Annotated in this window: 20 protein-coding genes; 8 read left to right on the forward strand and 12 right to left on the reverse strand. The window is 73.6% G+C overall.

From position 1 onward, the window contains the following. Positions 1-77: 77 nt before the first annotated feature. From OO52_RS13655 to OO52_RS13670, 4 genes are all read right to left on the reverse strand, one after another. Positions 78-1,046 (reverse strand): acetylxylan esterase, encoded by a 969-nt coding sequence (locus tag OO52_RS13655; protein WP_030644183.1) that lies wholly within the window; start codon positions 1,044-1,046, stop codon positions 78-80. A 245-nt stretch (positions 1,047-1,291) separates the two neighbouring features. Next, positions 1,292-1,876, reverse strand: a complete 585-nt coding sequence (locus tag OO52_RS13660; RefSeq protein ID WP_030644185.1) for an Rv1733c family protein — start codon at positions 1,874-1,876, stop codon at positions 1,292-1,294. 356 nt (positions 1,877-2,232) lie between these two features. Next, positions 2,233-2,988, reverse strand: coding sequence for a ferredoxin reductase (locus tag OO52_RS13665; RefSeq protein WP_030644187.1), 756 nt, complete (start codon positions 2,986-2,988; stop codon positions 2,233-2,235). Continuing rightward, positions 2,981-3,586 (reverse strand): sulfite oxidase-like oxidoreductase, encoded by a 606-nt coding sequence (locus OO52_RS13670; protein WP_030644189.1) that lies wholly within the window; start codon positions 3,584-3,586, stop codon positions 2,981-2,983. The genes OO52_RS13665 and OO52_RS13670 overlap by 8 nt, the downstream gene beginning before the upstream one ends. A gap of 266 nt (positions 3,587-3,852) precedes the next feature. Between OO52_RS13670 and OO52_RS13675 the strand changes: the two genes are divergently transcribed. After that, positions 3,853-4,614: a GNAT family N-acetyltransferase gene (locus OO52_RS13675; RefSeq protein ID WP_030644191.1), complete on the forward strand. Its 762-nt coding sequence runs from the start codon at positions 3,853-3,855 to the stop codon at positions 4,612-4,614. Positions 4,615-4,683: 69 nt separating this feature from the next. Here OO52_RS13675 and OO52_RS13680 read toward each other — a convergent pair whose 3' ends face one another. Further along, positions 4,684-5,124, reverse strand: a complete 441-nt coding sequence (locus OO52_RS13680; RefSeq protein WP_030644193.1) for a MarR family winged helix-turn-helix transcriptional regulator — start codon at positions 5,122-5,124, stop codon at positions 4,684-4,686. An 84-nt stretch (positions 5,125-5,208) separates the two neighbouring features. Here OO52_RS13680 and OO52_RS13685 point away from each other — a divergent pair, with 84 nt between their 5' ends. Further along, positions 5,209-6,303, forward strand: a complete 1,095-nt coding sequence (locus OO52_RS13685) for a membrane protein (RefSeq protein WP_030644196.1) — start codon at positions 5,209-5,211, stop codon at positions 6,301-6,303. 206 nt (positions 6,304-6,509) lie between these two features. Beyond that, positions 6,510-7,307, forward strand: coding sequence for a putative protein N(5)-glutamine methyltransferase (locus OO52_RS13690; RefSeq protein ID WP_030644198.1), 798 nt, complete (start codon positions 6,510-6,512; stop codon positions 7,305-7,307). 71 nt (positions 7,308-7,378) lie between these two features. On the opposite strand, the gene OO52_RS13695 is transcribed toward OO52_RS13690, so the two are convergent. Further along, complete coding sequence (locus tag OO52_RS13695) at positions 7,379-9,457, reverse strand: SpoIIE family protein phosphatase (RefSeq protein ID WP_030644199.1); 2,079 nt, start codon at positions 9,455-9,457, stop codon at positions 7,379-7,381. Positions 9,458-9,794: 337 nt separating this feature from the next. Here OO52_RS13695 and OO52_RS13700 point away from each other — a divergent pair, with 337 nt between their 5' ends. From OO52_RS13700 to OO52_RS13715, 4 genes are all read left to right on the forward strand, one after another. After that, on the forward strand, positions 9,795-10,676 hold the full coding sequence (locus tag OO52_RS13700; protein ID WP_030644201.1) for a hypothetical protein: 882 nt from the start codon (positions 9,795-9,797) through the stop codon (positions 10,674-10,676). Between the two features lie 94 nt (positions 10,677-10,770). Then, positions 10,771-11,145, forward strand: a complete 375-nt coding sequence (locus OO52_RS13705) for a hypothetical protein (RefSeq protein ID WP_015493191.1) — start codon at positions 10,771-10,773, stop codon at positions 11,143-11,145. A 166-nt stretch (positions 11,146-11,311) separates the two neighbouring features. After that, on the forward strand, positions 11,312-13,327 hold the full coding sequence (locus OO52_RS13710; protein ID WP_030644203.1) for an NADPH-dependent 2,4-dienoyl-CoA reductase: 2,016 nt from the start codon (positions 11,312-11,314) through the stop codon (positions 13,325-13,327). A 30-nt stretch (positions 13,328-13,357) separates the two neighbouring features. After that, entirely contained in the window at positions 13,358-13,903 is a 546-nt protein-coding gene (locus OO52_RS13715; RefSeq protein WP_030644204.1) for a PadR family transcriptional regulator, read from the forward strand. Between the two features lie 36 nt (positions 13,904-13,939). Here OO52_RS13715 and OO52_RS13720 read toward each other — a convergent pair whose 3' ends face one another. Together OO52_RS13720 and OO52_RS13725 are read right to left on the reverse strand one after the other, a co-directional pair. Further along, positions 13,940-14,515 carry a hypothetical protein gene (locus OO52_RS13720; RefSeq protein ID WP_030644205.1) on the reverse strand — a complete coding sequence of 192 codons (576 nt, stop codon included), beginning with the start codon at positions 14,513-14,515 and terminating at the stop codon, positions 13,940-13,942. 217 nt (positions 14,516-14,732) lie between these two features. Continuing rightward, a complete protein-coding gene (locus OO52_RS13725) occupies positions 14,733-15,710 on the reverse strand; it encodes a fibronectin type III domain-containing protein (RefSeq protein ID WP_030644206.1) in 978 nt (325 codons plus the stop codon). Positions 15,711-16,130: 420 nt separating this feature from the next. On the opposite strand from OO52_RS13725, the gene OO52_RS13730 reads away from it, so the two are divergent. Continuing rightward, positions 16,131-16,832 carry a glycoside hydrolase family 75 protein gene (locus OO52_RS13730; RefSeq protein ID WP_030644207.1) on the forward strand — a complete coding sequence of 234 codons (702 nt, stop codon included), beginning with the start codon at positions 16,131-16,133 and terminating at the stop codon, positions 16,830-16,832. A 181-nt stretch (positions 16,833-17,013) separates the two neighbouring features. Here OO52_RS13730 and OO52_RS13735 read toward each other — a convergent pair whose 3' ends face one another. From OO52_RS13735 to OO52_RS13750, 4 genes are all read right to left on the reverse strand, one after another. Beyond that, complete coding sequence (locus OO52_RS13735; RefSeq protein ID WP_030644208.1) at positions 17,014-17,424, reverse strand: PTS-dependent dihydroxyacetone kinase phosphotransferase subunit DhaM; 411 nt, start codon at positions 17,422-17,424, stop codon at positions 17,014-17,016. Continuing rightward, complete coding sequence (gene dhaL, locus OO52_RS13740) at positions 17,421-18,026, reverse strand: dihydroxyacetone kinase subunit DhaL (RefSeq protein WP_030644209.1); 606 nt, start codon at positions 18,024-18,026, stop codon at positions 17,421-17,423. The genes OO52_RS13735 and dhaL overlap by 4 nt, the downstream gene beginning before the upstream one ends. Before the next feature lie 67 nt (positions 18,027-18,093). Continuing rightward, positions 18,094-19,086 carry a dihydroxyacetone kinase subunit DhaK gene (gene dhaK / locus OO52_RS13745; RefSeq protein WP_030644211.1) on the reverse strand — a complete coding sequence of 331 codons (993 nt, stop codon included), beginning with the start codon at positions 19,084-19,086 and terminating at the stop codon, positions 18,094-18,096. Between the two features lie 131 nt (positions 19,087-19,217). Beyond that, on the reverse strand, positions 19,218-20,075 hold the full coding sequence (locus tag OO52_RS13750; RefSeq protein WP_420711435.1) for a class I SAM-dependent methyltransferase: 858 nt from the start codon (positions 20,073-20,075) through the stop codon (positions 19,218-19,220). Positions 20,076-20,083 lie beyond the last annotated feature (8 nt).

Below are 20,083 nucleotides of genomic sequence, written 5' to 3' on the forward strand. Positions count from 1 at the left end.
ACCGGGCCGCGGCACCGCGGCCCGGGCGCTCCGAACGTACCGACTGGTCGGACCGGAGGAAAGACCGGTGCTGTCCGTCAGGCGTACGACCGCAGCCAGCGCATCTTCTCCGCCTCCTGGAAGGGGCCGCCGCCCTCGTGGTCGTTGAAGTCGTACACCTCGATCGCCTTGTCCTCGTGCGCCCACGCGTTGAACGCCGCGAACACGGTCGACGGCGGGCAGGTCTGGTCCTCCAAGGCCGCCGAGAACAGGGCCGGTGCCCGGCCCCGGGCCGCGAAGTGCACCCCGTCGAAGTAGGACAGCGTGCGCAGCACATCCGCCGAGCGCCCGCGGTGCGTCTTCAGGAACAGGCCGATCTCCCGGTACGGGTGACGGTCCGTCAGGGTCGCGGCGCGCGGGAAGTCGCACAGGAACGGCACGTCCGGGGCGACCGCCACCAGGTCGGGGACCAGGCCGCCGACGGCCAGGGCGATGCCGCCGCCCTGACTTCCGCCGGTCACCGCCGTCCGCGCCGGGTCGGCCAGCGGGTGGGAACGGGCGGCCTCGACCGCCCGCACGGCGTCCGTGAACACCCGGCGGTAGTAGTAGTTCTCCGGCGCGTCGATGCCCCGCGTCATGAACCCGGGGTACGCGGGCGCCGCGCCCACCGGGTCCGGCGTGCCGCCCCCGCCGCCCCAGGCGCTGCCCTGGCCGCGGGTATCCATCGCGAAGTGGGCCCGGCCCGTCGACGCCCACAGCAGGTTCTCGTGCGGCAGGCCGCGCCCGCCGCCGTAGCCGATGAACTCCACGACCAGCGGCAGCGGTTCCGTGGCCCCGGCCGGCAGCCGCAGCCAGCCCTTCACCGGGTGGCCGCCGAACCCGGCGAACGTCACGTCGTACACCTCGACCGTGGACAGTCCGGTCTCCACCGGCTCGAAGCGCGCGTCCAGCTCGTGCTCGCGGGCCTGCCGGAGCGTCTTGTCCCAGAAGGCGTCGAAGTCGTCCGGCTCGGAGGACTCGCTGCGGTACGCGCGGAGTTCGTCGAGGGGGAGATCGAACAGGGCCATCAACAACCGCCTTCGTGAAGGGAGACTGCGTCGCCTCACCGTACGTGGGTGATCGGATGACTCGCCAGGGTCGGATGGGGGTACGGACCGGGTTCGGTTGTTCCTACCGGTGTCTCATCGTGGCTGGCCGACCGATGAGTAAGCGCTTGCTCCCGGATGGTGGGAGGGTGACGAGGACGCTCGCAGTGGTCGGGTCACCTGACAGCAACTGGCAGCCGACTGACACCCGCGTCCGGCGGCCGGGGTCATGCGCGCGGCTGGGTCCACCGGGGTCCTGTCCGGGCCCACTCCCGCTCCCACTCGGCCAGCCGGTGGCGCAGGGCGATCCGGCGCTCGATCGCGTGCCCGAGGAAGACGAGGGTCGCCGTACCGCCCGCCGCGCACAGCCCCACGGTGACGGCGTGCTGCCACACCGCGACGTCGTCCGGCGGCGGTGCGGCACTACGGCCCCGGGAGTCGAACCACACCGACACCGGCTCCCCGGCGCGGGTCCCCGCCGGCACCCGCGCCCACGCCGTCCGGACGCCCTTGCCAGGCTCGGTCCAGCGGACCTGGGCGCGGTAGGGCTGCCGCTGGTCGCTCTGCGAAGCGGTCAGCCGCTGGGGCGTCTCGCCGACCACCACGGCACGCACCTGATGGCGTTCGGCACGCTGGGCCGCGGCGAGCGCCCGGGCCTGGTCGTGCGCGTGCAGACCCGCGGCCACCCCGACCAGGGGGGCGACCACGAACATCAGGACGGCGACCACCAGCACCGTCCACGCCTCCACGACGTCCGACCGGCGCCGCAGCGGATTGCGCCGCCAGCGCCAGCCACGCACCCGGGTACGCATGTCCACCTCCTCGCCACCGCCGGAGCCGGAGAGCGGGAGGAGCCGGGTCGCCGGTCCACCGCCCCCGCCGCTCACGGACACGAGCGTCCACACCCGTCTCGTACCCCGTTCGGCGCACCTCGCGCATGCCGCGAACCGCGAGATCCAGCCCATATGGCGCACGGCACACACCATGCGCCCCACGATCGCGCGCCGTGCCCCGCCCCGCGACCCGAACGCCCGGCCGGGTCCCGGCCGAGCCGTTTGAGCGGGCCGGTGCGCGAACCACTCCGTGCCCGCGGACGGTCGGTCCCGGCCTGCCTGCTCGGTGCCGCCGGACCCACCGCCCCTCGGCTCGCCCGGTCCGCCCCTCGGCGTCAGCCGAAGCGCTCGATCCGGATGCGGTCCACCGGCTGGCCGGCCGCTACCAGCAGCCGGGAAGCGTGTTCGGCGAAGCCGTTGGACCCGCACACATAGGCCTCCCACCCACCGACGGGCTGTTGGGCCAGGAGCGGCGCCACATGTGCGGCCGTCATACGTCCCACCGGCACCCCGGGCGGAGCGCTGCGTGTGAACACCGGCGTCGTCTCCGCACCCAGCTCGGACGCGTAGATCAGCTCCTCGGGACTGCGCGCCGACACCAGCATCCGCACCGGGACGGAGAGGCCGCGCGCCCGCTGGTGCCGGATCATCGACATCAGCGGTACGACCCCGGAGCCGGCCCCGATCAGCAGCGCGGGCCGGTCGCCCGCCCAGGCGAAGAAGCCGCTGAGCGGACCCCGCACCTCCACCGTGTCACCGGGGCGGGCCACGGTGTGGAACCAGCCGGAGACCTCGCCGTCCGGCACCCGGTCCAGGGTCAGCTCGATGTGCCCGGAGCCGTCCGGCGCCGACGCGATCGAATAGTGGCGCTGCGCCGCATAGCCGTCGGCCGCGGTCAGCCGCAGCAGCAGATGCTGGCCCGGCAGATGTCCGGCCCAGCCCGGTACCGCCAGCCGGAACGTGGCCGCGTGCGGTGTCTCGCGCCGGATCTCCGTCAGCGTGGCCGTCTGCCACACGGAGGCCGCCTGCTCGCTCACGGCGATCCGCCCGGGCACCGCGAACCGCGTCACGGAAGTCGTCGTCTCAGTCACCGGAGTACCGCTGTTCCTCCCACGGGTTGCCGCGCGCGTGGTAGCCGTTGCGCTCCCAGAAACCCGGCTCGTCGTGGTCGAGGAGTGTGATGCCCGCGATCCACTTGGCGCTCTTCCAGAAGTACAGGTGGGGCACCAGGAGCCGCGCCGGGCCGCCGTGTTCGGGCGGCAGCGGTGCGCCGTCGTACTCCCAGACGATCCACGCCCGCCCGCCGGTGAGGTCGGCCAGCGGCAGGTTGGTGGTGTAGCCCGTGTGGGAGTGGGCGACGGCATGTGTGGCGGACCCATGGGGGCGCACCACATGGAAGAAGGCGTCCAGCGAGACGCCGCCGAACCGCACGCCGAACTTCGACCAGCCGGTCACACAGTGGATGTCGCCGTCGTACGCCGACGCCGGCAGGGCGTGCGCCGCATCCCAGTCCCAGGTGTGCGGGCGCTCGACCAGACCGTCGATGCGGAAGGACCAGTCGGCGGGGGCGAGGTCCGGGGTGACCTCGGCGGACAGGACGGGCCAGTCGTCGCGCGCGTCGTACTGCCCGGGCGGCAGCCCCGGGTTGTGGACGCGCGGGCGACCCGTGAAGCCTCGCGTGACGTTCATGGTTCAACCGTACGCGGTCGGCCGGGATGCCCCGTCCCCGGCCGCCGGCCCCGCGGCGCGCGCGTCCTGGCGCCCCGTGGCGCCGTGCCGCGGGTCATGGCACGGCATTGCAGCCGTATGAACTCCGTCCCGGGCCGGGAATACCGGCCCGACGTCGCTCCTTGCCGCTCAGTGCCGGCTCCGGTGCGCCGGTGACAGCACGAGAGAAGTGAGGAAACGAGGATGCCCCAGGCCCATGTCCGCAGGACCGTGACCGAGGTGGCCGGATGAGTGTCGTGAGCAGCCAGGGCGCCCCCGGTTCGGCCCCCGCCGGTGTCCCGCACGTCCTCGACAACCCGGCGCTCGCCTCCCTGACCGGCCCGCACGCCCACTTCGCCGAGCGGCGCGGCCGGGTGCTGCGCTATCCGGTCGACGTCTCCCCGTGGCTGGCTCTCCCCGACGAGCCGGACGCGCGGGACTGGGCGGACGTCGCCGCGCTGGCCGGTCCCGGCGCCGAGATCCCGCTGCTCGGCTTCCGCGGGGAGGTCCCGGAGGGGTGGGAGACCACCTTCCGGGTCGAGGGCGTGCAGTTCGTGGACGACGGCCTCGCCGCGGCGCCGGACCCGGAGGCGGTCCGCCTCGGTCCGGCGGACGTGCCCGAGATGCTGGACCTGGTGGCGCGGACCCAGCCGGGGCCGTTCCTGGCGCGCACCGTGGAACTCGGCACCTACCTGGGCATCCGTCGCGGCGGCGCGCTCATCGCCATGGCGGGGGAGCGGCTGCATCCGCCGGGCTGGACCGAGATCAGCGCGGTCTGCACCGACCCCGCGTTCCGGGGCGAGGGCCTGGCCACCCGCCTGATCCTCGCGGTCGCGCACGGCATCCGGGAGCGCGGGGAGACGCCGTTCCTGCACACGGGCGCCCAGAACACGAACGCCATCCGGCTGTACGAGTCCCTCGGCTTCCGGCTGCGCCTGCGTACGGCGTTCCTCGCGGCCAGGGCACCGCAACGGCACGCGGACGACCGGGTCGCGGTACCGGTGCCGTAACCCGGCACCGCCTCCTGGGCCGGGCCGCGGTGCCGCGGCCCGGCGCCGCCCCTGGCCCGGGCCGCCGCCTCAGTCCGGGGCCGTGCTCCCGGGACCGGCGTTGTACCGCTCCAGGTAGGCCGCGAAGCGCACCAGGTCCTCCTCCGGCCAGTCCGCGAGCCGTTCCCGGAACGCGGCCCGTCGGCTGTGGGTGACCTGGGCCAGGATCTCCTGACCGGCCTCCGTCAGGTGCAGCACCTGGACCCGGTGGTCCTCCGGGTCCAGCCGGCGCTCGATCAGCCCGGCCCGCTCCAGCGCCGCCACCTGGCGGCTCACCGTGGACTTGTCCAGGGCGTAGTGTGCCGCCAGGTCCGTCGCCCGGCAGCCGCCGCGCTCCTCCAGGTGGCCGAGCAGGGTGTACGACACCAGGGACAGCTCGGGGTGCATGCGGCCCGCCGAGGCGCGGGCCCGGCGGGCGAAGATGGTCATCTCGCGCTGGATCGTCTCGACGGCCGACTCCGCTGCGCTCACGGGAATACCTCCTCCGGCTTTCTAGTTGTATAGTACAACTTGAAGTGAGAGTTGTATAAGCCAACCTTTGGAGGGCCGCGCGCGATGAGGTCACCGGCACTGCGCCATGTGCTCACGCACCTGATCACCCCGCTGCTGATGTGCCTGGGCATGGGGCTCGCGTACATGGGTGCGTTCGTCACCCCGGAGCCGAACCACCTGCCGGTCGCCGTCGTCGGCACCGCCCCGAAGGCGAAGGTCTTCGCACAGACCGTCAAGGACGCCGCGGGGGACAAGCTCGACGTCCGCACGGTCGCCACCCGGGCCGCCGCCGTCGACCTGCTCAGGTCCCGTGAGGTGACCGGCGCCTATGTGCCGAGCGCCAAGGCGCCCGAGCTGCTGGTGGCGACCGCCGCGTCCGACATGGGCGCCACGGCCGTGGAGAAGGTCTTCACGCCGGTCGCCGCCCAGGAGGGCGTCCCGCTGAAGGTCACCGACGTGGCCGCCCCGGTCGCCGACGACCCCACCGGCCAGGGCCTGTTCTTCCTGCTGGTCGCGGTCAGCATCGGCTCGTACGCCTCGGTCGCCGCGCTCGGCGCCGCGGGTGCCGCCCTCGCGATGCGGGTCCGGGCGCTGCTCGCGCTCGGTGTCGCCGCCGTGGTCGGCGGCATCGGCGCGCTGCTCGCCGGGCCCGTGTTCCACCTCGCCCACCACGACCTCGCGGGCGTCTGGGGCATGGCCTCGCTCTACTCGGCGGGCATCCTCCTCATCGGCGTCGGTCTGCACACGTTCCTGAAGCGGTGGACCACGCTCACCATGATGGTGCTGTTCGTGATGCTGAACTTCACCAGCTCCGGCGGCCTGTTCCGGCCCGAGCTGCAGAACGGCTTCTTCGGCACCCTGCACGCCTTCTGGAACGGCGCCGGCTTCGTCGAGGGCGCCCGCAGCCTGCTCTACTTCGGCGACGACGGCCTCGCCCGCAGCGTGTGGACCCTGGTGGGCTGGCTGCTCGCCGGTGTCCTGGTGACCGCGGTGGCGGCCCTGTACGAGCGCACCCGCACCGCCCGCCAGGAAGCCGCCGCCCCCGCGGCACAGTCCGTACCCGCTGTGGCCGGGCCCGGTCTGGGGGCCCGGCGGGCCGCCGAGGAGGAGGCCGCGCAGGAGGCCGAGGAAGAGGTCGAGGAGACGGTCGGCGTCTGAACCCGGCGTCCCCGAGGGCCCGTCGGGGCCGTGGGGTAAGGTGGGCGTCCGGCCGCGGACGCCCGCGGCTTCGACGACGAGGAGGTGAGACCCATTACCGCTGTGTCGGCTGGGGTGCTCTCTCCTCGTGACGGCGCGGTTCGCCGGAACCGGTGACCGCGGGAGCGCCCTGAAGGCTTCGCGCTCCCGAAAGGCTCTCGGCTTCCATGCCCACTCCCGTTCCGCTCTCCCCGTCCGCCGTCGTCTCCGCGTTGCGCGCCGCAGGGTGCGTCTTCGCCGAGGACGAGGCCGACTTGATCCTCGCCACCGCCCGCACCCCCGAGGAGGCGGCCGGCATGGTGGACCGGCGCGCCGCCGGACTGCCGCTCGAACAGGTCCTCGGCTGGGCCGAGTTCCACGGGCTGCGCGTCACCCTGGAACCAGGGGTGTTCGTCCCCCGCCGCCGTACCGAGTTCCTGGTCGACCAGGCGCTGGCCGCCGCGCCGGACGCGACCGTCGTCGTGGACCTGTGCTGCGGTTCCGGCGCGCTCGGCGCGGCCCTGGCCGCCGCCCTGGCCGGGGCGGAGGTGCACGCCGCCGACATCGATCCGGCCGCCGTGCGCTGCGCCGCCCGCAATCTGGCCGCGTTCGGCGGGCGGACGCACCACGGCGACCTGTACGACGCCCTGCCCCCCGGCCTGCGCGGCCGGGTGGGTGTCCTGACCGCGAACGTGCCCTACGTACCCACCGACGAGGTGGCCCTGCTGCCGGCGGAGGCCCGCGAACACGAGCCGTTGGTCGCGCTGGACGGCGGAGCCGACGGGCTCGACGTGCTGCGCCGGGTGGCCGCCGGGGCACCCGAGTGGCTCGCCCCCGGCGGCTGCCTGCTGACCGAGACCAGCGAACGCCAGGCACCGGCCGCCGTACGGGCCTTCGAGACCGCGGGCCTGACGACCCGTCTGGCGGTGAGCGAGGAGATGTACGCGCACGTGGTGATCGGCGTACGGCCCCGGGCCGGAGGGTGATTCCGGTCGGCCACGGGCCGCCGGTTCCTCGAACCACGTGACTCGCTCGACCGCCCGGGGCCGCAGGGGCCCTACGGCAGTTCCTGCGCCCGGGCGATGAGCAGGGCGACGTCGTCGTGGTTGTCCGGGTGGTGCAGCGTGCTCAGCAGGAGGTCGCAGGCCTCCTCCAGCGGGCGGGCCGGGTCGTCGAGCAGGGACAGCAGGGAGGCCAGGCGCTCGTCCAGCGAGTGCGAGCGGGTCTCCACCAGTCCGTCGGTGTAGAACACCAGCTCGTCGCCGGGCTCGAAGTCGACCGTCACGGTGGAGAAGCCGACCCCGCCCACCCCCAGCGGCACCCCGGTGGGCAGGTCGAGCAGCTCCGCCGGGTGGCCGGGCCGTACCCGGGCCGGCGGCAGGTGGCCGGCGTTGGCGATCCGGCACTGCCGCAGATGCGGGTCGTGGACGGCGTAGACACAGGTGGCGATCGAGTGGTTCAGCGCCGAGGTCGTCTTGTCCAGGTGCTCCAGCAGTCGCGCCGGGTCGAGATCCAGGGCGGCCAGGGTGGTCGTCGCGGTGCGCAGCCGGCCCATCGTGGCGGCGGCGCTGATGCCGCTGCCCATCACGTCGCCGACGACGAGCGCGGTCTTGCCCCCCTCCAGCGGGATCACGTCGAACCAGTCCCCGCCGACCTCGCTGGTGGCGCCCGCCGGCTGGTACCGGGAGGCCACCTCCAGGCCGGTGGTGACCGGCGGATGGCTGGGCAGCAGGCTGCGCTGCAGGGTCAGCGCGGTGTTGCGGGCGTTCTGGTACCAGCGCGCGTTGTCGATCTGCACGGCCGCGCGGGCGGCCAGCTCCCGCGCCAGCAGCACGTCGTCCTCGTCGAAGGGTGCCGGATTGCGGGTGCGTTTGAGGTCGAGCGCGCCCAGCACCTCGCCGCGCGCGATCAGCGGCACCGCCAGATACGAGTGCAGGCCCGCCCGGCCCAGCAGCACCGCCGCCTCGGGGGAGCGGGCGATGCGCGGCAGGTCCTCGTCCTTCACCTGCGGCACCAGGACCGCCTCGCCGGTGCGCACGCATTCGGTGACCAGGCGGTCGGGCGCGTACCGGGCGATCTGGCCGGGCGGGTCGGCGGCCAGCACCGCCTCCGAGCCCTCCGCCGGACGGACCGCGAGGGCCCGGATCACCGCTGCCTCGGAGGGGCCCAGGGTGCTGCGCCGGCCCTCGACCACCGCTTCCAGCAGATCCACGGCCGCCACGTCCGCCAGTTCCGGCACGGCGACGTCGGCCAGCTCGCAGGCGGTGCGTTCCAGCTCCAGCGTCGTACCGATCCGGGCGGAGGCGTCCGCGATGATCGCGAGCCGGCGCCGGGCGGCCTCCCGCTCCACCGAGGCCCGGTGCTGCTCGGTGATGTCGGTCATCGAGACCGCCACCCCGAGCACGTTGCCCATGGAGTCCTCCAGCCGGTACAGCGAGTGCGCCCAGGTGTGGTCCGCGTCCGGGTCGGCGGGGGTGCGGCCGACGAGCGTGGCGTCGATCATCGGCACGCCCGTCTCCAGCACCCGCCGGGCGGCGGTCTCCAGGGACTCGGTGTCCAGCATCGGCAGCACCTCGCGCAGCGTCCGGCCCACGTGCCCGGCGGCCGGCACCCCGTTCATCTTCTCGAGGGCCGGGTTGACCGAGGCGAACCGCAGGGCGGTGTCCAGGACGGCGTAGCCGATCGGTGACTGCATCACCATCCGCTCCGACAGCGCCACGTCCTGCTCAAGCCGCCGTACGGTCGACTGGTCGGCGGCGAGCCCGAGCGCGTACACGTCCCCCTGGTCGTCCAGCAGCCGCATGTTGCGGAACTCCACCAGACGGGTGCTGCCGTCCTTGTGCCGGACCGGGAAGCCGCCGGCCCAGCTCTGCCCGGTGCGCATCACGTCGGCGAAGAGCTTGCCGACGAGCTGGATGTGCCGTTCGTGCACCATCAGCCGGGCGGCGTACTGGCCGAGGGCCTCCTGCGCGGTGTACCCGAACAGCTCCTCCGCCTGCGGGCTCCACAGCACGATCCGCCCGTCGGTGTCCAGCACCACCGACGCCACGCCGAGGACGTCGAGCAGGCCGCCCGGAGGCACCGGCCCACGCGCCGGCTCGCCGCTCTCCGTCGCCGGAGCCTCGGGTGCACTCATGCCACGCACCGCCTTCGCCCGTCCGCACGGCACGCCGTCCCCCGTGCCGACTCCCCTTGTTCTACCGCGCTCACACCCGACTCTCCGACGCGTTCGCCGTCTACCTCCACCATCCCTCAACACGGCGCGGCCGTCCGCCGAAGCCGTCGTGCCGGCGGCGCGCGCGGTGCCGGACCTCCTGCCGAGACCGTACAGCGCGGTCCCGCGGGCCGTGAGAGTTCACGCTCATGTTGCTCTGTTGGTCTGTACATGACTACGGCGCCACGCCAGACTGTCCGCCGACCGAGTGTTCCCGCCCGCTCACCCTGGGTCCCCAACCCCGTCAGAGGAGTCGGCCATGCCCGCGTCCGCCCGGCAACGTTGTCACGCAGTTCTCGCCGGACTCGTCACCCTCGCCACCGCCGCCGTCGTGTCGCTCGCCGCAACCGCGCCCGCCAGCGCGGCCGACACCTGGACCGAGACCGGCTCCGACCGCGCCGACCCGCTGACCGAGAGCCAGGGCCTGACCTCGGTGGAGGTCCCGGCGAACAGCCCCAACCGCTACACCGGAATCGGCACCATCCCCCTCGGCGTCTCCAGCCGCGGCTGGAACCACGTCGGCGACCCCGACGCCTCGTACGACGGCTACTACATCGAGCCCTACCAGCGGGACTCCGGCAACTCCAAGATGTTCCGGGTGCAGGCACCCGGCGGCGCCTGGTCGGAGTACGTCCACACGCTGAGCGCGGGTGAGGCGCTGAACAACTCCTGGGCCGCGATCTCGCCCGACGGCCAGTGGATGCTGTCCGGGGAATGGGGCACGATGACCCGGCTGCTGGTCTTCCCGACCCCCGGGGTCAACCCGGCCACCTCCCCCTCGGCCAACCTCCCGCAGGCCTCCACCGTCCGCCTGGACCACGCCGTCCGCGACGTCCAGGGCTGCGACTTCTCCGGCCCGACCACCCTGCTGTGCTCCTCCGACGACCCGGAGGGCAGCCTGTTCGGCCTCACCAAGCCGCTGCTCCAGATCGACCTGTCGGCCGCGCCGAACGGCACGGCCGACGTCTCGGGCCATGTCACGGCGCTTCGCCAGTTGCCGCTGCGCAGCTCCTGCTCGGGCACCTTCGAGGCGGAGGGCATCGACTACGACCGCCGGAGCGGCACCCTGCGCGTGATCGTGGTCTCGCCCGGCTTCTGCGTGCTGACGGACAGCAAGACGTACAAGTTCTCCCGCGGCTGAGGTGTGTCCGGCGGCCGGTGGTGCTTTGCTGAGGATGGATGCGGTTCGGCGGGGTACCCCGTTCCACCGCAGCGCGGCCACGAAAGGAGCGATCATGGCAGACACGGAGCGGTCGCATCCGGAAACCGTCTCGGTGGAGATCAGCGGTTATTCCAAGGACGACGCCCGGCTCGTCTTCGAAGCGCTCAGCGCCTGCTTCGCCTCCGACCGGGCTCCGGAAGAGGTACCGCAGCAGCTCCACGAGACCCGTCCGATGGTATGGCTCGGCACGTACGACGTCGCGGAAGCCCGCGGCGGGGGCTGCCCGCCGGTGCACCTCGACTCGCCCGTCCAGGCGGACGTGCAGGGCAGCTACTGGGCGGTCGAGCGGTTCCGTCACACCCTGGACTCGATGTTCACCGTGCAGGAGACCTGCACGGCCTCCGGCGACCAGGAGCGGGACCTGCACCTGCGCCTGGAAAGCCGCTGAACACGCCGGAGTTCCAGCCCTGCGCCCCGGCCGGCCCATCGCCGGCCGGGGCGTCGTCGCGTCCGGCCGTCCGTTCCCGCGCACCACCACGGTTGTGCAACTAGTTGCACAAAGCCTCGGGCTTCCTCTACAACAAGAGGTGACGACACCGCGCACGGAGGGCCCGATGAGCCGTTACCCGCATCTGATGACCCCGCTCGACCTGGGCTTCACCACGCTGCCCAACCGCGTGCTCATGGGCTCCATGCACGTCGGCCTGGAGGAGGCCGAGCGCGGCTTCGAACGGATGGCGGCGTTCTACGCGGCACGCGCGCGTGGGGGAGTGGGACTCATCGTCACCGGCGGCATCGCGCCCAACGAGGAGGGACGGCCGTACGAGGGCGGAGCCATGCTCACCACCGAGGCGGAGGCCGAGCGGCACCGGACCGTCACCGAGGCCGTGCACCGCGAGGGCGGCCGGATCGCGATGCAGATCCTGCACTTCGGCCGCTACGCCTACCACCAGGACCTCGTCGCGCCGAGCCCGCTCCAGGCGCCCATCAGCCCCTTCGCGCCCCGGGAGCTGACCGACGCCGACGTCGAGCGCACCATCGAGGACTACGCCCGCGCCGCCCGCCTCGCGCGGCAGGCCGGCTACGACGGCGTCGAGATCATGGGCTCCGAGGGCTATCTGATCAACGAGTTCATCGCCGCGCGGACGAACCGGCGCACGGACCGCTGGGGCGGCTCCTACGAGAACCGGATGCGGTTCCCCGTCGAGATCGTCCGGCGGGTGCGCGAGGCCGTCGGCGAGGACTTCATCGTCGTCTACCGGCTGTCCATGCTGGACCTGGTCCCGGGCGGCTCCTCGCTGGACGAGGTGATCGCGCTCGGCAAGGCCGTCGAGGCCGCCGGGGCCACGATCATCAACACCGGCATCGGCTGGCACGAGGCCCGCATCCCCACCATCGCCACCTCCGTGCCGCGCGGCGCCTACACCTGGGTCACCAAGAAGCTCATGGGCGAGGTGTCCGTGCCCCTGGTGACCACCAACCGCATCAACACCCCGGAACTCGCCGAACAGTTGCTGGCCGACGGCTGCGCGGACATGGTCTCCATGGCCCGCCCGATGCTCGCCGACCCCGACTTCGTCGCCAAGGCCGCCGCCGGCACCCCCGAGGCCATCAACACCTGCATCGGCTGCAACCAGGCCTGCCTCGACCACACCTTCAGCGGGCAGATCACCTCCTGCCTGGTCAACCCGCGCGCCTGCCACGAGACCGAGTTGGTCCTCGCGCCGACCCGGCTGAGGAAGCGCGTCGCCGTCGTCGGCGCCGGCCCGGCCGGTCTCGCCTGCGCGGTCTCCGCCGCCGAACGCGGCCACACCGTCACGCTCTTCGACGCGGCGAGCGAGATCGGCGGACAGCTCAACGTCGCCCGCAAGGTGCCCGGCAAGCAGGAGTTCGACGAGACGCTGCGCTACTTCCGCCACCAGCTCGACGCCCACGGCGTCGACGTCCGCCTGGAGACCTGGGTGGAGGCCGGCGACCTGGAGGACTTCGACGAGGTCGTCGTCGCCACCGGCGTCACCCCGCGCACCCCGGACATCCCCGGCGTCGACCACCCCCGCGTCCTCGGCTACCTCGACGTGCTGCGCGACAACGCCCCCGTCGGCGACCGCGTCGCCGTCCTCGGCGCCGGCGGCATCGGCTTCGACGTCGCCGAGTTCCTCACCGACGGCGGCGACAAGGCGAGCGAGGACCCGGAGACGTACTTCCGGAACTGGGGCGTCGACATGGCCTACCGGGCGCCGGGCGGGCTCGCCGCCCCCGAGCGGCCCGCGCCGCCCCGCCAGGTCCACCTGCTCCAGCGCAAGACCAGCAAGGTCGGCGCCGGACTCGGCAAGACCACCGGCTGGATCCACCGCACCGAGCTGAAGCACCGGGGCGTGACCATGGTGCCGGGCGTGCGCTACGACCGCATCGACGACGCCGGGCTGCACATCACCGTCGGCGAGGAGAGCACGGTCCTGGAGGTCGACACGGTCGTGCTCTGCACCGGCCAGGAACCGCGCCGGGAGCTGTACGAGGAGCTGGTGGCCGCCGGGCGCGGCGCGCACCTGATCGGCGGCGCGGACGTCGCGGCCGAACTCGACGCCAAGCGGGCGATCAAGCAGGGCACGGAGCTGGCGGCGGCGCTGTAGGGGCCGCGCACGCGTCCCTAGGATGAGCCCATGTCACTCCCGCACGCGATCCTCACCGCCCTGCTGGAAAAGCCGTCGTCGGGACTGGAGCTGACCCGCCGGTTCGACAAGTCGATCGGCTACTTCTGGTCCGCGACGCACCAGCAGATCTATCGCGAGCTGGGGAAACTGGAGGCGGAGGGCCTCATCCGCACCTTGCCGGCCGTGCAGCCGGCCCGCGGGCAGAAGAAGAGCTACGAGGTCCTGCCCGCGGGCCGCGCCGAGCTGGCCCGCTGGACCGCCGCCGCACAGGACCCGAAGACCATGCGGGATCCGCTCCTGCTGCGGCTGCGCGCGGCGGCCGTGGTCGGCACCGCGGGCCTGGAGGCGGATCTGCGCCGCCATCTGGAGCTGCACCGGCGGCAGCTGGCCGAGTACCGGCAGATCGAGGAGCGCGACTTCCCGCCCGACCGGGACGCCCCGCAGGACCGGCTGCGGCACCTGGTCCTGCGGGCGGGCATCGACCTGGAGACCTTCTGGACCCAGTGGCTCACCCACGCCCTGACGGAGTTCGCCGAGCTGCCGGACACCGACTGAGGCGCGCTCGTTCGCCGGTACGGCCGTGAGGACCGCTCAGAGCCGGTAGGGCTTCGAGCGGCGGCGCAGGACCCAGCCCGTGGCCACGACCCCGGCGCCGACCAGGGCAGCGCCGACGCCCAGGGTCAGCGGGCCGTAGTCGCGGGCGGCGCCGCCGAGTCCGCCCATCACGCCCCGGGACGGTGCCGGGACGGACGTCGAGGAGATCGTCGGTTTCGCGGGTGCCGGCGTGGACACGGGAGCGGAAGCGGGCGCGGACCCGGACACGATCACCGACTGGCTGCCCGCCGTGAGGCCGCTGGAGCAGACCACCACCACGGTGTACGTCCCCGGGCTCACCCCCGTCCAGGCCGCTGACTGGCTGACGGACGTGCCGGACAGGGCCACCTGCCGGCCCTGGGCGAAGTTCGCCTGCCGGCTGGTGAGCAGGGCTGCCGTTCCCCAGCTGCCGTTGATCTGGGTGCAGGCGCTGGTGACCACGGAGACCGTGGTGCCAGTGGTGCTGACCGAGATGCCCGAGACCGCGGCGGACGGCCCGGCGAGCGCGGCCGGCAGGGCGGCGGCGGCCGCCAGGGTCAGGCCGGAGCGGAGCAGAAGTCGCGAGGTGTGCATGGGCTGGCCTCCGGCGGCACGGTCGGCGGTACGTCCCATGCGCCGCCGGGGGTCGGGAAACGTCCGTGCTGCCTCAACCGCAGCCAACGCGTCACCGGACCCACCCGCATGCGGGACGCGTCCGGCCGGGTGACGGGCTACTCCGTCCGGCGCACACGGACACGCCGACCCGATGCTCCGGTCAGCCGCGCGTCGTCACGCCTGCGGGGTGCGCCGGTCAGCCGCCCGTGGTCACCGTCCGCTCCACCGACCAGCCGCCCCAGGTGCCGTCCGGGAGTCGGGCCCGCAGTCGCACCCGGTGTTCCTCCCCGGCGGTGGTGCCCACGTAGAAGCTGTGGCGTGCCCGGCCTCGCGGCGGTGTGCCGCCCCAGACCAGGGAGGTGGTCGCGGTGCGGTCCAGCTCGATCCGGTACTCGGTGATCACTCCGTCCGTGCGCGGCGGGTCCCAGGCCAGGTCGATGTAGTGGGCCCCGCCGGAGCGGTGGGTGGCGGCGGTGAACCCGGTGGGCGCGGTGTTCCGGCCGTCGTCGGTGCCCGGCGTGGTGAGGCGGACCGGGGCGCCGGCGGGGGAGAGGTTGTCGGCGGCGTCGCGGGCCCGGACCGTGAAGACGTAACGGCTGCCGGGGCGCAGGCCGGTGACGACGGTGGCGGTCTGGTCGCCGCCGACGCTGTGGATCTTCACTCCGCCCTGGTAGACGTCGTACGACAGCACGCCCCGGTCGTCCCGCGACGCGCCCCAGGACAGCTGGACCGCGCGGCTGCCCACGGCCCGCCCGGTGGTCGTCGCCGGCCGGGTCGGCGCCGAGTGGTCCGCCGCCGCCACAGCCGGCGTCCGGGCGCGCACCGCCCGGCTCGGCGGGCCCGAACGGCCCGCGCCGTCCCGGGCCCGCACGGTGAACGCATACATGGTGGACGGCCTGAGCCTGGTGACGTCCACCATGTGCTGTGAACCCGGTACTTCCGCCACCTTGGTGGGGCCGCGATAGACCTCGTAGACGCGGACGCCTGAGCCGTCCGGTGCCGCGTTCCACATCACGTGGACGCTGGTGGCGCTGCCCGCCGCGGCGGTGACCCCGACCGGGGCGCCGGGCACCCGGCCCTCGCCGCCACCGTCGTCGGCACGGCTCCAGCCGCAGGACGCGACCAGCAGCAGCGAGCCGCAGACCAGTACGAGCGGAACGGGAACGCGTCGCACGGTTCTGCCTCCCCCGGACGGCCTCGGCATCCCTAAAGGTCCGGACCAATATGGCCCGGCCGGTGCGGCCACAGCAAGGGGGCCGCGTTGGTGAGCATCCCCGGACGTTACGTATGCTGAGCGTCCCAACGGCTGAACTACCCAAGAGGGCGGGGAAGTTCATGCCCGTGGCGCGGACACGCTGTCGTCGCCGAAACCGCGCCGGCGCGGGTGGCCGGGGGATCCGGGTCGGTACCCGGTCCGGATCCCCGGCCCCTGTTGTCTCCGCCGAGCCCCGAGGCTCGCCCAGTTGTCCCCTTACGGGGTGTCAGAAGCGTGCTCCATCCGGCCCCTTCGCGGCGGCCCCCGTGGCCCTGCGCCCGGAGCCGCACCACAGTGTGCTGGATGTCCGCCATGTCCCCGACGAGAGGGTCCCTCATCGTGCGTGTCCCGTCGCTGATCCTGGCCGCGGCCGGCGCCGCCCTGATCGCCCCGGCGGCGCTGCCCGCCCCGGCCACCGCCGTCCCGCCCCGCGAGCGGCCCGCGGCCCGGGGTGAGGGCGGGGTCACCGCCGCCGACCTGCTGGCTCGGACCGGCACGTGCACCGAGCTCTCCCGGGGCCGGTACCGCACCGACGCCGGCAGCCCCGCGACCGTCCCCGTCTGCGGCACCGACGACGCCGTCTTCTGGAAGGCCGACCTGGACGTTGACTGCGACGGGCGGCCCACCACCCACTGCAACTCCGGCACCGACCCGGTCTTCGCCCCCACCACGGCCTTCCAGCAGTCCGACGGCCTCCACCTGAACGCCGAGACGCTGCCCTACATCGTGGTCCCCGCGCCCAGCTCCCGCTGGGACTACCGCGAGCACGGCATCCAGGGCGGCTCCGTGGCGGCCGTCGTCCACGGCGACCGGGTGCGGTACGCGGTCGTCGGCGACACCGGCCCGAGCGACCTCATCGGCGAGGCCTCCTACGCCACCGCCGAGGACCTCGGCATCGACCCCGACCCGCTCACCGGCGGCGCGCCGTCCGACGTCACCTACATCCTCTTCCGGAACTCCCGGATCACCCCGATCGAGGACCACGAGGCAGCGGTGTCGACGGGCGAACGGCTGGCCAAACAGTTCCTCACGACCGACTGACCGACCGGTCCGGGGTACCCGGCGCTCCTCCGGCGCCCGCGCGGGCCGCCATGCCTCGGCGGCCACTGGCCGGCCCGGCACGGAAGCCCGAGCCGATCGTCACTGGCCGGCCCCTCAGGGAACCCCGGCCGACCGTCGGCCGGGCCGGGGCCCCGGTGGCACACCTTGCGGTACCCCGGTGTCACACCTTGCGGTAGCTGTACGCCTCCGCCGCCGCGGCCTCCACCGCGTCGAGGTCCGCCCCGGCGGCGGAGGTGACCACGGCGGCCACCGCGCCCTCCACGAACGGCGCGTCCACCAGGCGCGTGCCGTCCGGCAGTTCGTCGCCCTCGGCGAGCAGCGCCTTCACCGTGAGCACCGCGCTGCCCAGGTCGGTGAGGACCGCCACCCCGGCCCCCCGGTCCACCGAGGCCGCCGCGGCGGAGACCAGCTCGGCGCTGGTGCCGAGCCCGCCGTCCGCGGTGCCGCCCGCCGGGGCCACCGGTACCGCGGTCGCCCCGCCCGCCAGCCTCTTGGCCAGCTCGGCGACCGAGGCGGCCACCTCCGCGCTGTGCGACACCAGCACGATCCCGACCAGCTTCCCCTCGCTCACTGCTCCGCCTCCGCCGTCTCGGCCAGCGCGGCGATCAGCAGCGCCGACGAGGTCGCCCCCGGGTCCTGGTGGCCGATGCTGCGCTCGCCCAGATAGCTCGCCCGCCCCTTGCGGGCCTGCAACGGGATGGTCGCCCGCGCGCCCTCCTCGGCGGCGGCCCGCGCGGCGCCGAACCCGGTCCCGAGCGCGTCCACGGCCGGCACCAGGGCGTCGATCATGGTCTTGTCGCCGGGTGCCGCCCCGCCGAGCGTCATCACCCCCTCCACGCCCGCGCGCAGCGCCGCGGCCAGCTCCTCCTCGCCGACCTCGGCGGCGTCCCCGAGCGCCTTGCCGGTCCGGCGCAGCAGGGTGCCGTACAGCGGTCCGGACGCACCGCCGACCGTCGAGATCAACTGCCGCCCGGCCAGCGTCAGCACGGCACCCGGGGTGTCCGGCGCCTCCTTCTCCAGGACGGCCGTCACGGCCGTGAACCCGCGCTGCAGATTGCTGCCGTGGTCCGCGTCCCCGATGGCCGAGTCGAGGGCGGTGAGCCGTTCCGCCTCGCGGCTGACGGCCGCGGCGGCCGTCGCCATCCAACGGCGGAAGAATTCGGCGTCGAGCACTGGATCTCCTCGCGTGGTAGGGCTGTCGGCCGTTCGGCCGGGATGGGTCGCCGTCTGCTCCGCCGTGTCACATTCCCCAGCGCAGCGCCGGGGTCTTCACCGGCGCGTCCCACAGCCGCAGCAGCTCCTCGTCGGCCTGGCACAGCGTCACCGAGGCGCCCGCCATGTCCAGCGAGGTCACGTAGTTGCCGACGAGGATGCGGGCCACGGCGACCCCGCGTTCCCGCAGCACCCGCTGCACCTCCGCGTTGAAGCCGTACAGCTCCAGCAGCGGCGTCGCGCCCATCCCGTTGACCAGCACCAGGACCGGGCTGCGCGGCGGCATGTCCTCCAGGATGGCGTTGACCGCGAAGTCGGCGATCTCCCCGGAGGTCATCATCGGCCGCCGCTCGCGGCCCGGCTCACCGTGGATGCCGATGCCCAACTCCAGTTCGCCGTCGGGCAGGTCGAAGGTCGGGCTGCCCTTCGCCGGGGTCGTGCAGGCGCTCAGGGCCACGCCGAAACTGCGGGAGTTCTCGTTGACCTGGCGGCCGATGGCCTCCACGCGCTCCAGCGGCTGCCCCTCGGCCGCGGCGGCGCCCGCGATCTTCTCCACGAAGAGCGTCGCGCCGGTGCCGCGCCGGCCGGCCGTGTAGAGGCTGTCGGTGACGGCCACGTCGTCGTCGACGAGCACCTTGGCGACCTGGATGCCCTCGTCCTCGGCGAGCTCGGCCGCCATGTCGAAGTTGAGCACGTCGCCGGTGTAGTTCTTCACCACGAACAGCACGCCCGCGCCGCTGTCCACGGCTGCCGCGGCACGCGCCATCTGGTCGGGCACCGGCGAGGTGAACACCTCTCCGGGGCAGGCCGCGGACAGCATGCCCGGGCCGACGAACCCGCCGTGCAGCGGCTCGTGCCCCGAGCCTCCGCCCGACACGAGCGCGACCTGACCGGCCACGGGGGCGTCCCGGCGGACGATCACCCGGTTCTCCACGTCCACGTTCAGGTCCGGATACGCGGCCGCCATACCGCGCAGCGCGTCCGCCACGACGGTCTCCGGGACGTTGATCAGCATCTTCATGCGTATCTCCTCGTGAGCTCGGCGCTTTCGCCCAGGACCGGCGTCGACAGGACGTCAGGTGCCGACGGCCGCCCGAGGGGGGAGGCCGCCCGTCCCGTCTACTGGAAGTATCGACCTTGCGGCGGCGAAGGTCACCTGCGACCGCGCCGCTTCACGGTGCGTAGCCGCCTCTCGACCCACAGTGCCCGCCGGGCGATCTGCGCGGTCGGGCCGAACCGCGCCAGGACGGTCATGGTCGGCCGGACGTTGCGTGCTCCGGGCAGCCGCCGCAGCACGGGCCGGACCACGCCGAAGTACGCGCCGCGTCCCCGGGGCAGCGGCAGTTCGCGCACCTCGGTGACGGCCGGGTGCGCCGTGCGGATCTTCGGCACCTCACCGGCGACGAGCCCCCAGGACATGGGCGGAGCGAGATAGCCCTGCGCCGTCTTCATCCGACCGCGCCGGGTGCGTTCGCTGAACCACCGCGGCACCGCGTCGAAGACCAGTGCTCCGCAGGGGAACGCCTCGGCGCAGCCGGCGATCAGGTGCCGCACCTCGGCCGGGCGCAGGTACATCAGCAGGCCCTGGGCGGTGACGAGCACGCCGTGCGACGGGTCGACCTCGTCCCGCCAGGACAGGTCCAGTGCCGACCGCGCCGGCGTCCGGCGGCGTTCCCGGTCCGGCAGCAGTGCCCGGCGCACCTTCGCCGTCTTCGGGGGTTCCACGCAGAGCCAGTGCGCACGGCCGTTGTCGACCCGCCAGAACTGCGTCTCCAGCCCTTCGGCGAGCGTGACGACGGTGCCGCGGGGATGCTCCTGGAGGAAGGCCCTGACGGCGTCGTCGAAGGTGCGCACCCGCAGGGCCTGCCCCTGGGCGAGGAGTGGGGAGGGCGTGCCGAAGGTCTCTTCGAAGGGGTAGTCGATGCGCTCGACGAGCTCGATCGCCTTCGGGTCGTCGAGCACGGGTCGCGGCTGCCGTGCCTCGAAGGCCCGCTGGTGGAGGTTCCACAACAGTGTCT

Origin of the sequence: Streptomyces flaveolus (genome assembly GCF_000716535.1) — a bacterium.
Classification (GTDB): domain Bacteria; phylum Actinomycetota; class Actinomycetes; order Streptomycetales; family Streptomycetaceae; genus Streptomyces; species Streptomyces flaveolus_A.

Bases quoted from the DNA above. Each gene is read 5' to 3' on its own strand.
- OO52_RS13655 (WP_030644183.1), bottom strand. From the start codon at position 1,046: ATGGCCCTGTTCGATCTCCCCCTCGACGAACTCCGCGCGTACCGCAGC.
- OO52_RS13660 (WP_030644185.1), bottom strand. From the start codon at position 1,876: ATGCGTACCCGGGTGCGTGGCTGGCGCTGGCGGCGCAATCCGCTGCGG.
- OO52_RS13670 (WP_030644189.1), bottom strand. From the start codon at position 3,586: ATGAACGTCACGCGAGGCTTCACGGGTCGCCCGCGCGTCCACAACCCG.
- OO52_RS13675 (WP_030644191.1), top strand. From the start codon at position 3,853: ATGAGTGTCGTGAGCAGCCAGGGCGCCCCCGGTTCGGCCCCCGCCGGT.
- OO52_RS13685 (WP_030644196.1), top strand. From the start codon at position 5,209: ATGAGGTCACCGGCACTGCGCCATGTGCTCACGCACCTGATCACCCCG.
- OO52_RS13690 (WP_030644198.1), top strand. From the start codon at position 6,510: ATGCCCACTCCCGTTCCGCTCTCCCCGTCCGCCGTCGTCTCCGCGTTG.
- OO52_RS13695 (WP_030644199.1), bottom strand. From the start codon at position 9,457: ATGAGTGCACCCGAGGCTCCGGCGACGGAGAGCGGCGAGCCGGCGCGT.
- OO52_RS13700 (WP_030644201.1), top strand. From the start codon at position 9,795: ATGCCCGCGTCCGCCCGGCAACGTTGTCACGCAGTTCTCGCCGGACTC.
- OO52_RS13705 (WP_015493191.1), top strand. From the start codon at position 10,771: ATGGCAGACACGGAGCGGTCGCATCCGGAAACCGTCTCGGTGGAGATC.
- OO52_RS13710 (WP_030644203.1), top strand. From the start codon at position 11,312: ATGAGCCGTTACCCGCATCTGATGACCCCGCTCGACCTGGGCTTCACC.
- OO52_RS13715 (WP_030644204.1), top strand. From the start codon at position 13,358: ATGTCACTCCCGCACGCGATCCTCACCGCCCTGCTGGAAAAGCCGTCG.
- OO52_RS13720 (WP_030644205.1), bottom strand. From the start codon at position 14,515: ATGCACACCTCGCGACTTCTGCTCCGCTCCGGCCTGACCCTGGCGGCC.
- dhaK (WP_030644211.1), bottom strand. From the start codon at position 19,086: ATGAAGATGCTGATCAACGTCCCGGAGACCGTCGTGGCGGACGCGCTG.